14 protein-coding genes are annotated in these 12,022 nt (G+C 65.2%); 6 read left to right on the forward strand and 8 right to left on the reverse strand.

The features are described 5' to 3' along the window. Window positions 1-5: 5 nt before the first annotated feature. The gene (locus tag ABMA46_RS03250) at window positions 6-689 is read right to left on the reverse strand and encodes a response regulator (protein ID WP_348997832.1); all 684 of its coding nucleotides are present in this window, start codon (window positions 687-689) and stop codon (window positions 6-8) included. A 229-nt stretch (window positions 690-918) separates the two neighbouring features. On the opposite strand from ABMA46_RS03250, the gene ABMA46_RS03255 reads away from it, so the two are divergent. Continuing rightward, complete coding sequence (locus tag ABMA46_RS03255; protein ID WP_348997833.1) at window positions 919-1,614, forward strand: fumarylacetoacetate hydrolase family protein; 696 nt, start codon at window positions 919-921, stop codon at window positions 1,612-1,614. A gap of 25 nt (window positions 1,615-1,639) precedes the next feature. On the opposite strand, the gene ABMA46_RS03260 is transcribed toward ABMA46_RS03255, so the two are convergent. Together ABMA46_RS03260 and ABMA46_RS03265 are read right to left on the reverse strand one after the other, a co-directional pair. Then, on the reverse strand, window positions 1,640-2,068 hold the full coding sequence (locus ABMA46_RS03260) for a DUF1810 domain-containing protein (RefSeq protein WP_348997834.1): 429 nt from the start codon (window positions 2,066-2,068) through the stop codon (window positions 1,640-1,642). A gap of 8 nt (window positions 2,069-2,076) precedes the next feature. Next, on the reverse strand, window positions 2,077-2,817 hold the full coding sequence (locus ABMA46_RS03265) for a dienelactone hydrolase family protein (protein ID WP_348997835.1): 741 nt from the start codon (window positions 2,815-2,817) through the stop codon (window positions 2,077-2,079). A gap of 175 nt (window positions 2,818-2,992) precedes the next feature. On the opposite strand from ABMA46_RS03265, the gene ABMA46_RS03270 reads away from it, so the two are divergent. Then, window positions 2,993-3,385 (forward strand): hypothetical protein, encoded by a 393-nt coding sequence (locus tag ABMA46_RS03270; RefSeq protein WP_348997836.1) that lies wholly within the window; start codon window positions 2,993-2,995, stop codon window positions 3,383-3,385. Between the two features lie 6 nt (window positions 3,386-3,391). On the opposite strand, the gene ABMA46_RS03275 is transcribed toward ABMA46_RS03270, so the two are convergent. Both ABMA46_RS03275 and ABMA46_RS03280 read right to left on the reverse strand, forming a co-directional pair. Further along, window positions 3,392-4,066: a hypothetical protein gene (locus ABMA46_RS03275; protein WP_348997837.1), complete on the reverse strand. Its 675-nt coding sequence runs from the start codon at window positions 4,064-4,066 to the stop codon at window positions 3,392-3,394. 21 nt (window positions 4,067-4,087) lie between these two features. Further along, on the reverse strand, window positions 4,088-4,966 hold the full coding sequence (locus ABMA46_RS03280) for an oxidoreductase (protein ID WP_348997838.1): 879 nt from the start codon (window positions 4,964-4,966) through the stop codon (window positions 4,088-4,090). Between the two features lie 99 nt (window positions 4,967-5,065). Here ABMA46_RS03280 and ABMA46_RS03285 point away from each other — a divergent pair, with 99 nt between their 5' ends. Continuing rightward, entirely contained in the window at window positions 5,066-5,971 is a 906-nt protein-coding gene (locus ABMA46_RS03285) for a LysR family transcriptional regulator (RefSeq protein ID WP_348997839.1), read from the forward strand. Window positions 5,972-6,068: 97 nt separating this feature from the next. Here the strand turns inward: ABMA46_RS03285 and ABMA46_RS03290 are convergent, their stop codons facing one another. Then, window positions 6,069-7,643, reverse strand: coding sequence for a trimethylamine methyltransferase family protein (locus tag ABMA46_RS03290; RefSeq protein ID WP_348997840.1), 1,575 nt, complete (start codon window positions 7,641-7,643; stop codon window positions 6,069-6,071). A 249-nt stretch (window positions 7,644-7,892) separates the two neighbouring features. On the opposite strand from ABMA46_RS03290, the gene ABMA46_RS03295 reads away from it, so the two are divergent. After that, a complete protein-coding gene (locus ABMA46_RS03295; RefSeq protein WP_348997841.1) occupies window positions 7,893-8,591 on the forward strand; it encodes a corrinoid protein in 699 nt (232 codons plus the stop codon). A 53-nt stretch (window positions 8,592-8,644) separates the two neighbouring features. Here the strand turns inward: ABMA46_RS03295 and ABMA46_RS03300 are convergent, their stop codons facing one another. Next, window positions 8,645-8,782 carry an EncA/B family entericidin gene (locus ABMA46_RS03300; RefSeq protein ID WP_348997842.1) on the reverse strand — a complete coding sequence of 46 codons (138 nt, stop codon included), beginning with the start codon at window positions 8,780-8,782 and terminating at the stop codon, window positions 8,645-8,647. A gap of 65 nt (window positions 8,783-8,847) precedes the next feature. Here ABMA46_RS03300 and ABMA46_RS03305 point away from each other — a divergent pair, with 65 nt between their 5' ends. Further along, window positions 8,848-9,480: a DUF1638 domain-containing protein gene (locus ABMA46_RS03305; RefSeq protein ID WP_348997843.1), complete on the forward strand. Its 633-nt coding sequence runs from the start codon at window positions 8,848-8,850 to the stop codon at window positions 9,478-9,480. Between the two features lie 94 nt (window positions 9,481-9,574). After that, complete coding sequence (locus ABMA46_RS03310; RefSeq protein WP_348997844.1) at window positions 9,575-10,615, forward strand: zinc-dependent alcohol dehydrogenase family protein; 1,041 nt, start codon at window positions 9,575-9,577, stop codon at window positions 10,613-10,615. A 47-nt stretch (window positions 10,616-10,662) separates the two neighbouring features. Here ABMA46_RS03310 and ABMA46_RS03315 read toward each other — a convergent pair whose 3' ends face one another. Continuing rightward, a complete protein-coding gene (locus ABMA46_RS03315) occupies window positions 10,663-11,835 on the reverse strand; it encodes an OpgC family protein (protein ID WP_348997845.1) in 1,173 nt (390 codons plus the stop codon). Window positions 11,836-12,022: the final 187 nt, after the last annotated feature.

Raw genomic sequence — 12,022 nt, forward strand, 5'->3', positions numbered from 1 at the left:
GATCCCTACAGGCCCGGCTGTTCCCGGAACAGGTCGGCGCTGTCCAGCTTCGACACCTCGATGACGGCCTGGGTACGGCTGTAGACGTTGAGCTTGCGCAATATCTCCGAGACATGCGCCTTCACCGTCGTCTCGCCGACCTGCAACTCGTAGGCGATCTGCTTGTTGAGCAGGCCCTGGCGCAGCATCTGCAACACCCGCAATTGCTGCGGCGTGAGGGTGGATAGCCTCTGCACCATGTCGGCACGGCCCGCGCTGCCGTCGTCCGGCTGCGTCGGCTCGTAATTTTCCGGCACGTAGATCGCGCCGTCCATGACGGAGCGGATGGCGGCCGCAAGATCGGCCTTGCGGGCCGATTTCGGAATGAAACCAGCCGCGCCGTAGGAGAGCGCCTCGGCGATCACACGCGGCTCCTCATGGCCCGAAACGACCACCACGGGAAGCCGCGGATGCCGGGTTCTTAGTTGCAGCAGTCCGTCGAAGCCGTGCACGTCCGGCATCGACAGGTCGAGAAGCGCCAGGTCGAACGGCGGATGACCGCCGAGCAGATCCATCGCCTCGCCGATCGACCGCGCTTCCACCGTATCGACATCGGGATAAGCCATCTGCACGGCGCTGTGCAGCGCCTCGCGAAACAGCGGATGATCGTCGATGATGAGAAACCGCACGGCTTCACTGACGGCAGTCATGACACCGATCAACCTCTGTCAGGGCACCCTCGAACCATAGCGCGGCAGCGCGCGAGCGTTATTAGCAAATAGTACAGCGGTGCGGTTCGTTTCCAATCCTTGCATCCGTTATCGCCCTGGAAAATTGGCCACGACCGGCAGACGCAGCTTGCCGAACCGGCCAAATCGGCCGAATGTGCGCGCGCAATCCCCAGCCCCATGTAACCCTCTGCCCATAGTGTAAGCGAGCATGTCAGAATTCATCTTTTCCCCGCCGGCCCCACCCTCCGTCGCCGTCAAGGGGTCCGACAAGCGATTCCCCGTGCGGCGCATCTTCTGCGTCGGCCGCAACTATGCGGCGCACGCCCGCGAACTGGGCAATGACGAGCGCGATCCGCCCTTCTTCTTCACGAAGCCCGCAGATGCGGTCGTCGACAGCGGCTCGACGATCCCCTTTCCCGCGCTGACCGCCAACCTTCATCACGAAGTCGAACTGGTAGCCGCGATCGGCAAGGACGGCTTCCGCATCCCGCGCGAATCGGCGCTCGGCCATGTCTGGGGCTACGGCGTCGGCGTCGACCTGACGCGACGCGACCTTCAGGACGTCGCCAAAAAGGCGGCGCGGCCGTGGGACTGGGCGAAAGCCTTCGACCGCTCGGCACCATGCGGGCCGCTGTCGCCCGCCGATGTCACCGGGCATCCGCAAAAAGGGCGCATCTGGCTCTCCGTCAACGGCGAGGTGAAACAGGACGGCGATCTCGCCGAGCTGATCTGGCCGCTCGCCGACATCGTGGCGATCTGCTCGGAAGCGGTGGAACTCAAGGCCGGGGACCTGATCTTCACCGGCACGCCGGCAGGTGTCGGCCCGCTCCTGGCCGGGAACAGGGTCAGCGCCGGCGTGGACGGCGTCGGCACGCTGGACTTCATGGTCGGCCCGTCGGCCTGAAGGCAAGTAGCATCGCGCCATCCTGTCAGAGACGCTGCAGCGTCGCCTGATCCGGCCTACCCGCGAAATAGCGCTCGAGTGCTTTCCTGAACAGGGATTCGTCGGGCGCCGCCTGCGCGAACAGCGTCAGCGACGAATGCAGCTTCATATCGTCGGGGCTGCCGAATATTGCATGGGCCGAAAGCCCGTCGAGATCGAGCAGGATGCCGACGCATTCGCGCAGCCTCGGCCCGAGGACCGGGTGCGCCAGATAGGCCCGCGCCTCCTCCAGCGAAGCGATGGCGTAGCGCCGGGACACGGCACTGGAGCCGAGGCCGGCGATCTGCGGAAAGACGAACCACATCCAGTGCGTCGCCTTGCGACCCTGCCGGAGCTCCTCCAGGACGTGTTGGAACACGGAAGCCTGAGCGCCGGCGAAGCGCTCCAGATCGTGAGGATCGTGGCGTCCGGCCACCCCGTTCCTCAAGCCTCCAGCGTCTCGGCGAAGAATTCCGTCAGCCGCTTCCAGTGCCGCTCGGCGCCCTTCTCGTCGAAGACCGAATGGTCCGGCACGCACCAGCCATGCTGCATGCCGACATAATTTTCGATGATGTGATCGACTTCGGCCGCCCGCAGCGCCTCGGCCAGTCGCGCCGACTGTTCCGGCGGAAAGCTCTTGTCCACGCCGGAGCAACCGACATAGACGCGCGCCTTGATCTCTGCCGCGCGGCGATGCGGGCTGTCGGGCACGTCGCTGGCCAGATTGCCGCCGTGGAAGCTCGCCGCCGCCTTGATACGCTCAGGATAGGCCGCAGCGCCATTCAGCGCCCTCGCCCCGCCCATGCAGTAGCCGACGGCTCCGACAGGCCCGGTCGCGCCGTGTCCGCGCAGCGCCTCGATGAAGGCGCCGCTGTCGCGCATCGTCATCGCCTGGGTGGTCCCGCTGATCATGCCGCGGATTTTCGCGGCGCTTTCCTCGGTGGCGAAGCCGGTCCTGGCGTCGAGAAGACCGTAGTCGCCGAAGCGGTAGAAAAGATCCGGCACCAGTACGCAATAGCCCTCGCCCGCGAGCCGTTCGGCCATCCCGAAGAGCGACGGCCGGGGGCCAAAGGCATCCATATAAAGGATGACGCCGGCCTTGCCGGCACCTCCGCCAGGCGGCTCGAAAAGGCCCGCTTTCGCCGTGCCGTCCTGCGTCTGGATTTCAATGTCCCGCTTCTTCACCGGCCTGCTCCGCTTCTGGTCGATGCCCGGACAGATACGCTTCTGCTCCGCCCGGACAAGGACGCATGTTGAGCGTCCATTCAATATTTCGTGCGGGGAAGATTCGCGCGAAGCGACGTTCGCGCTTGCATCACGCAGGGCAGTCTGAAAAATCGCCGGGCAACGCGAGACCGGTATGAAATATCTTCCCCTTCTTATCCTTGCGGCGCTGGCGGGCTGCACGTCTTCCGATCAGGGCGCCATCAACCCTGCCGCGCCCGTTTCGGAGGGGTTTGCCCCGTCTTCCACCACGGTGGCGGGCGAGAACCTCACGCCGGCGCCCCTTGGCGCTTCGCCGGTCTCGCTCGACAAGGATATCGCCGACCAGCCCTCCATCGGGACGACGGTTGCACCCTCGCCCGAGGCGACCCGCACGGCCGGCTTTCCGCCGCCGCCGGCCTGCGGCGATGGTTCGACCGAGCCCGAATGCCCGGCAGCGCGCGTCGAAAAATGCCGCACGATCGGCTCGGTCACCACCTGCGACGTACCGCCGAATCCGGCGGCCGACAGCACGCACTATACCAACTGACGAACCCTACAGCCGCGCAAAGGCGGCCATGTGGAAGGCCTGGACCTCGGCCGGATAACGGTAATCCGTTCCATACGGGCAGGCGTTGCGATCGAGACAGCCGCCGTCACGGCACGCACCGCCACTTTCGCCGCGCACATGCGCCAGGCAGTCCTGATATGCGAACCCCGCTCCGGAATACGCGTCCACCGGACAGCTTTTCAGGCAGGGTTTACCGGCACATGCGTCACAAAGGTGAATCTGTTCTTGAACGTCTTGCAAGGGCGGCGGCTCGTCGAACAGCAGCGCGCCGCGGTAGGCATGCCAGAGACCGTAGTCGGGGTGCATGAGGACGCCTAGCGGCGACGGGCGCAGACCTTCGGCGCGCATCGCCCATTGCTGGAACGGCAGATAGGGCCTGTCGGATGGCGACACCGCCCGCGCGCCGACTTCTGCGGCGATCGCTCCGATCACCTCCCGGCACCATGTATCGAGCGGATTTGCGAGGCCGGCGGGCTGCGCCCGACGCCAGCGCTGGAAATGCGGCCAATATGACGCGCCGGCGTTTCCGATCAGCATCACCGCCTTGGCCGACCGACCGGAAAGCGCCGAAGGCGCGGCCTCGCCTTCCTGAAAGACGAACCCGCCCCGCACGGCAAGGCCGTGGCGGGCAGCGGCGTCGACCAAACCGTCGCCCGTCATCGGCCGGATATCCTTTTCCCGTTATGCAGCGTCCGCTCCACCGATCCGGATCATGCTGGCGTCCTCGAAGGCGGTAGCCTCGCCGCGCGCGCGCCATTCGTCAAATTCCTTGTGGCGCGCCGCGATCAGCCGGTCATACAGGTCGAAAGCATCCTTGCCCATCATCAGGCGCGCCGGTGGGTTGGTGCTGTCCACCGCTTCGATCATCAGGGCGGCGGCCTTGTCGGGATCGCCGGCCTGCGTTCCCGCCTGCCCATAGAGGAAATCCTCGATCGGCGCGATCGACGGCCGGTAGGCGTCGAGAGTTTGCTCAGGCCGCATGTTCACGTCGCCGGCGAACTCGGTGCGAAAATTGCCGGGCTCCACGATCGTCACCCGGATGCCGAACGGCGCGACCTCGTCGCGAAGCGCGTCGCTCCACCCCTCAAGCGCGAACTTGCCGGCACAATAAGCGCCGAAACCGCCGAGCGAAACCACGCCGCCCACGCTCGTCAGGTTCAGGACATGGCCGCTGCCCTGCTCGCGCATCTGCGGCAAGACCAGCCGCGTCAGTTCCGCCGCGGCGAAGAAATTCAGCTCGAGTTGCGCACGCAATTGCTCCGGTGCGAACTCTTCCACGGCGCCGACCGAACCGCGGCCTGCGATATTCGCCAGTACGTCGATACGGCCGAAATGCCGGATCGCCGTCGCGACGGCGCGGCTGCGCTGGTCAGCGTCGGTCACGTCGAGCGCGATCGCAAGTGCCCTGTCACCGTGTTGTCGGGCGAGGTCCTCCAGGCGGTCGATACGCCGCGCCGTCAGCACGGCGCGTTCGCCCCGCGCCAACACCGCCTCGGCCAGCGATTTGCCGAAACCCGAAGAGGCACCGGTGATGAACCAGACACGATCCTTGATAGCCATTCTCGTCTCTCCTTTGGATTGGATGGACGAAAGGTGGCTCATCGATACTCATGAAACAATCTGGGCATAATTGAATGAACCATGCTATTTGATTCATTAATGGATCGCCTTTTGCTTGCTCAGCTTCCCGCCATCCTGGCCGTAGCCCGGACCAGGAACTTCGCCCGGGCAGCCGCCGAGCTCGGCGTCGGCCCCTCTGCGGTCAGCCATGCCGTCCGCACCGCCGAGGTCCAGCTCGGCACACCGTTGTTTTCGCGCACGACGCGGAGCGTCTCGCTTACCGAGGCCGGCGATATCCTCGTTTCGGCGGCAGCCCGGGCCTTCGGGGAAATCGACGCCGCGGCCGAGCGGATCCGTACGGCGCAAGGCGACGTTTCCGGTCTGCTGCGCATCAATGCGCCGCGCATCGCGCTCCAGTTGGGCATGACCCCGATCCTTGCCGAGATGGCGCGGCGTCATCCCGGCCTGACCGTCGAGGTCATCGCCGACGACAAGCTGACGGACGTCGTGGCAGAAGGTTTCGATGCCGGCGTCCGGCTGGGCGAAATGATCGCGCAGGACATGGTCGCCGTGCGCATGACCCCGCCATGCCGGGCGATCATGGTGGCCTCGCCGCGCTATCTCGCAGAAAACGGCACGCCGCGGACGATCGCGGCCCTCGCCGGCCACAATTGCATCGGCTACCGCCTGCTCGGTTCCGGCGCCGTCTATGACTGGGATTTGAAGGACGGGGATCGCGAGGTCCAGGCGCCGGTGCGGGGCACGGCGAGGGTGTCGGATTCCGACTATGCACGGACCCTGGCGCTTGCCGGCGTCGGCATCGCCTACATCTTCGACATGCAGGTCAGGGAGGACCTGGCGAACGGCAGCCTCGTCGAAATCCTCCCGCAGGCCTCGATCACGGAACCCGGCCTGTTCCTGTATTTTCCGCGGCGTGCCGCCGAGGCGAGCAAGCTGCGCGCCCTTCTCGACGTCGTCCGCGCCAACCTGGCAAAAGCCGGCTGACGCGTCACCCTCCTCTGTCCGGCTCGCGAAAGGCGCTGCGCCAGACTTCCTTGTGGATGATGTCGGCCACTTTAGCCCGGCCTGTATCGGGCTCCCTTCAAGTGAAGGCGTCGGGCATCGACTCCTTCTTCTGCGCGATGAAGTCCTTCAGCCCGTCGTCGATGCCCGGATCGATGAACGGTGCCTCGTAGCTCTCCAGCCAGCGCCGCGCCAGTTCGTTGGCGCGCTGCGGCGCGGTCTTCTCGCCTTCCGCCAGCCACTGTTCGTAGGAATTGTTGTCGGCGATGCTCGACCGGTAGAAGGCGGTCTGGAAGTTGGCCTGCGTATGGCTGCAGCCGAGATAGTGGCTGCCTGGCCCGACCTCGCGGATGGCATCCATCGCCTGCCCGTTCTCGGAGAGATCGACGCCCTCGCAGAACTTCTGCTGCATCCCGAGTTGGTCGATATCCATCATGAACTTCTCGTAGCAGGAGGCGAGACCGCCCTCCAGCCAGCCGGCCGAATGCAGCACGAAGTTGGTGCCGGCGAGGATGGTTGAGTTGAGGGTATTGGCGCTCTCATAGGCCGCCTGCGCATCCGGGATCTTGGAGGCGCACAGCGACCCGCCGGTGCGGAACGGCAGGCCGAGCCGGCGCGCCAGTTGCGCCGCGCCATAGGACACCAGCGACGGCTCCGGCGTGCCGAAGGTCGGCGCTCCCGACTGCATCGAGATCGACGAGGCGAAGGTGCCGAACAGCACCGGGGCGCCAGGGCGGATCAACTGGGTGAAGGACGCGCCGGCCAGCACTTCCGCCAGCACCTGCGTCAGCGTTCCGGCCACCGTCACCGGGCTCATGGCACCGGCGAGGATGAAGGGCGTGACGATGCAGGCCTGGTTGTGGCGCGAATAGACCTTCAGCGCGCCCAGCATCGTCTCGTCGAACACCATCGGCGAGTTGGCGTTGATCAGCGAGGTCAGCACCGTGTTGTTCTCGACGAAGTCGTCGCCGAACACGATCTTGGCCATGTCGACCGTGTCCTGCGCCCGCTCCGGCGCCGTCACCGAGCCCATGAACGGTTTGTCGGAATAGCGGATATGGGCATAGATCATGTCGAGGTGGCGCTTGTTCACCGGCACGTCGACCGGCTCGCAGACCGTGCCGCCCGAATGGTGGATCGACGGCGCCAGATAGGCGAGCTTCACGAAGTTCTGGAAATCCTCGATCGTCGCGTAGCGGCGGTTGCCGTCGAGGTCGCGCACGAAGGGCGGGCCGTAGACGGGCGCGAACACGGTGGCGTCGCCGCCGATCTGCACCGAGCGCTCGCCGTTGCGGGCGTGCTGGATATACTGGCTCGGCGCGGTCTTGAGCAGCGACCGGCAGAGCCCCTTCGGGAAATGCACGCGTTCGCCCTTGACGTCGGCGCCCGCCTCTTTCCAGAGCTTCAGCGCTTCCTCGTCATCGCGAAAAATGATGCCGGTTTCCTCAAGCACCGTGTCCGCGTTCTTCTCGATCAGCGCCAGGCCTTCCTCGTCCAGCACCTCGTAGACCTTGATCTTGCGCCTGATGTAGGTGAGCTGCGTGCCCGGCCCGCCGCCCGAGCGCGCCGCGCGCCGCGCCGCAGCGCCGCCGCGATCTCCCCGGCCTCGCCTGCCGCCCGCATGATCATGCTCGACCGCCGCTGTCTCGCTCATCGTGTCATTCCCTGGAAATCCGTTGCGCCGCGCAGTCTGGCGGCTCCTCGCCGGATCGTAGTCATGCACCCTACCGGAAACGGCCCGCCAGCGCCAAGCTCTGTCGCAAAATCGACAAGAAAACCAATAGATTTCCAGTCGCTTTCCTTTTGCACGAGGTCGCAAATCGGCTATGGAGGGCCTATGCGCACGCGATAGATATTGCCGTGAGCATCAGAACCGCCGCGGCGGGTACCGGGAGATGGATATATGTCCGACGACGAGATCATCCTGTCCGAGCTTTCCGACGACGAACTCGTCCAGCAGATGCACGACGACCTTTACGACGGTCTCAAGGAAGAGATCGAGGAAGGCACCAACATCCTGCTCGGACGCGGCTGGCAGCCCTATACGGTGCTGACGGAAGCGCTGGTCGAGGGCATGCGCATCGTCGGCGAGGATTTCCGCGACGGCATCCTGTTCGTGCCGGAAGTGCTCTTGTCGGCCAACGCGATGAAGGCCGGCATGGCGATCCTGCGCCCGTTGCTGGCGGCCACCGGCGCGCCCAAGCAGGGCAAGCTGGTGATCGGCACCGTCAAGGGCGATATCCACGACATCGGCAAGAACCTGGTCGGCATGATGATGGAGGGCGCCGGCTTCGACGTCATCGACCTCGGCATCAACAACGCCGTCGAAAAATACCTGGCGGCGATCGAGGAGCACCAGCCCGACATCATCGGCATGTCGGCGCTGCTGACCACCACCATGCCCTACATGAAGGTGGTCATCGACACGTTGAAGGAAAAGGGCATCCGCGACGACTATGTCGTGCTGGTCGGCGGCGCGCCGCTCAACGAGGAATTCGGCAAGGCAGTCGGCGCCGACGCCTATTGCCGCGACGCGGCCGTTGCGGTCGAGACCGCCAAGGATTTCATGAAGCGCAAGCACAACGTTCGCGCTTCGGCCTGATCGCGGAAAGCCGCGCCTTGCGGCGCGGCTCGACCGCTATCATATGACGGCCGTCAGTTGTTGACGCTATCTTCCACCGCGTTGGCGGTGCTCTTCACGTCACGGCCGACGCCACGCACCGTGTTGGCGCATGCCGCGAGCGCCAGGGCACAAGCCAGGACGGCGATCGGCGCGATGCGGAACAGTTTCATGGACGGTGTCTCCCTCTCCGAATAGACGCTGGTCCCTAGCAACGAAGACCGATACGGCTGGTTCCATGGACACGGCACGAAAAACCGGACCATCTCAAGACGACAAACTGCTGGTCATCGCCTGTGGGATGATTGCCCGTGAGGTTCTGGCCGTCAAGCAGCAGCTTGGCCTCGACCACATCGAGCTGACCTGCCTGCCGGCGGAGTTCCATTTCTACCCGGATCGCATCGCACCGGCGATGGAGAAGGCCATCGCCGAGGCCAGGGCCGAAGGATACAGCCACATTTTCGTCGGCTACGGCGATTGCGGCACCGGCGGCCAGTTGGACAAGGTGATCGAAAAGCACGGCGTGGAACGCATGGACGGCCCGCACTGCTTCGCCTTCTACCAGGGTCAGGAGGCATACCGGAAAGTCGCGGACGACGACATGATGTCGTTCTACATGACCGACTTCCTGTGCCGGCAGTTCGACGCCTTCTTCATGAAGCCGCTCGGCCTCGACAGGCATCCCGAGTTGATCCCGGACTACTTCGGCAACTACGAGAAGCTCATCTACCTCGCCCAGACCGACGATCCCGCCCTGGACAGGGTGGCCGAGGATGCCGCCAGGCTGTTGGGACTGACCTATGAGCGCCGCGCGACGGGCTACGGCGACCTCACCGCCGGTCTCGCCAGGGCCGCGGCCGACCTTGGTTGAACGCCGCCCCGCTTTTGCGACCGGCTTCACGCCTGTAAGCTATCCATATTGAGAGTGCCGGAAACTCCAATCCGGCCGCCTGCGGGAGCATGTCATGAGAGCAGTCGTCTTCGAGGAATTCGGCAAGGCGCCGACCGTCCAGACGGTGCCGGACCCCAATCCCTCGCCGGACGGCGTGGTCGTGAAGGTCGAAGCGACCGGGCTGTGCCGCAGCGACTGGCACGGCTGGATGGGGCATGACCCTGATATCCGCCTGCCCCATGTGCCGGGACACGAACTCGCCGGCGTCGTGGTCGCCGCCGGCAGGCAGGTCGGAAGATGGAAGACCGGCCAGCGCGTCACCGTGCCGTTCGTCGCCGCCTGCGGCCGCTGCGCCGAATGCGCGTCAGGCAATCATCAGGTCTGCGAGCACCAGTTCCAGCCGGGTTTCACCGCGTGGGGTTCCTACGCCGAATACGTCGCCATCGACCATGCCGACACCAATCTCGTCGCGTTGCCGGAGGCCATGGACTTCGCCACGGCGGCGAGCCTCGGTTGCCGTTTCGTGACCTCGTTCCGCGCCGTGGTCGACCAGGGCCGCGTCAGGCCCGGCGAATGGGTGGCGGTGCATGGCTGCGGCGGCGTCGGCCTGTCCGCCGTCATGATCGCCAGCGCGATGGGCGCCAACGTCATCGCGGTCGACCTGACCGAGGAGAAGCTGGAGCTTGCCCGCAGGCTCGGCGCGGTGGCGACGGTCAACGCGACGGAAACGCCGAAAGTGGCGAAGGCGATCAAGCAGATCACCGACGGCGGCGCGCACATGTCGATGGACGCGCTCGGCCACCCTGCCACCTGCTCCAACTCGATCAACTGCCTGCGCCGGCGCGGACGCCATGTGCAGGTCGGCCTGATGCTGGGCGATCACGTGAACACGCCGGTGCCGATGGCCAAGGTGATCGCCTATGAGTTGGAGATCTACGGCAGCCACGGCATGCAGGCTTGGCGCTACCCGGCGATGATGGAGATGATCCGCACCGGCAAGCTCAGGCCCGAACTGCTGGTCGGGCGCACCTATTCCCTCGACGAGGCGCCCGAGGCGCTGATGGCGATGGGCAATTTCGAGGGAACCGGCATCGGCGTGGTGACGCGCTTCTGACCTGCAAGGCGATCGGATTCCGCCGATCCTGACGCCCCGCCTCCCGGCTACCGGACGCCCATGGGCGCGGCGGCAACCGGCAGCGCTGCCTTCTCAGCCCTTACCGGCGCCGGCAGAGGCTTCGCCCGCTCTCCCTGGCGCGTCCTGTGCAGCCACTCGAGATAATAGGCGAGCGCGAACTGCGCCACGATCCCCGTGGTCAGAAGCAGCGTGTCGTCGATGAAACCGCCGGGATTGAGCAGCTTCATCACCTGCGCCACCATGGCGAGCAGCGTTCCGGCGATGAAGACGGGCAGCGATCGCTTGCCGAAGATCGCCAGCGGATTATCCTCGCCGCGCCGTAGGGCGCGGGACACGGCGGGGATCGCGACGACCAGATAGGCGACGGCGAGAATATGCGCCAGCCGGAAAAGCGAGAGATAGGTCTTGTCGAAGCCGCCGATGACGACCGGCAGGTTGAACCAGGTCACCTGCCCCCAGAGCGGACTGCGCACCCATGCCATCGCGCCCACCACATAGACCAGCGCGCTGCCGACCAGCCAGGCGTTGACAGGCAGCACGCCGCCACGGCGCACATGCAGCACCGAGACCATGCCAATGGTGAACAGGAACTGCCAGGACAGCGGATTGAGGAACCAGACGCCCGGCTCCGGATAGTTGGGAGGGGCAATCTGGTAGAGGCCGGCGAACAGCCAGACCGCGCCGGAGACCACGACCGCGGCCCATAGCCGAAAGCGGGCGAGCAGGAACGTCAGCGGCGCGAACAGAAGCAGCGCGGCATAGAGGGGCAGGATGTTGTTGTAGCCGATCTGATGCCCGAGCGTGGCAATCCCGATCAATGCCTCGGCCGGGCGCTCCATCAGCGGCTTGATGTTGTTCTGGGCGAGGATCTCGGGATGCCGGGCAAACACCGCTGCCGCGCAGAAGATGGCGATGGTCACCATCGTGGCGACGACATGGGAGCAGTAGAGCACGCCGGCGCGTCGCCACATTTTCACTGTAGCCATCAGCCGTCCGCCCGCCTCGAACTTGCGTCCATAGGCCAGTGCCACGGCCATGCCCGAAATCAGCACGAACGCCTCCGCGGCGTCCGAAAACCCGAAATTCTTGTAGGTCAGATGCTCGAATACCGTTCCCGGCACATGGTCGATGAAGATGGTCAGCAGCGCCAGCGCGCGCACGACGTCGATCCTGGTATCACGGCCCGAGGGTGTGGTCATATGTCAAAAATCTCTCATGAAACGCGTCGACGATGCGCCGGATCATTCTTGCCGGCTGCCGGCAACGCGCTGTTCAACGCAAGCCATACCAACAATGTTGCGCGTGAAAATGGCGTCGAACGATCAATTTTCGACGGCTTCCGAAATACTCGGTTGTCCCATTCGCGATGATGACAGAATGATTACA

The organism is Mesorhizobium hunchu, assembly GCF_040081975.1.
Taxonomy (GTDB): domain Bacteria; phylum Pseudomonadota; class Alphaproteobacteria; order Rhizobiales; family Rhizobiaceae; genus Mesorhizobium; species Mesorhizobium hunchu.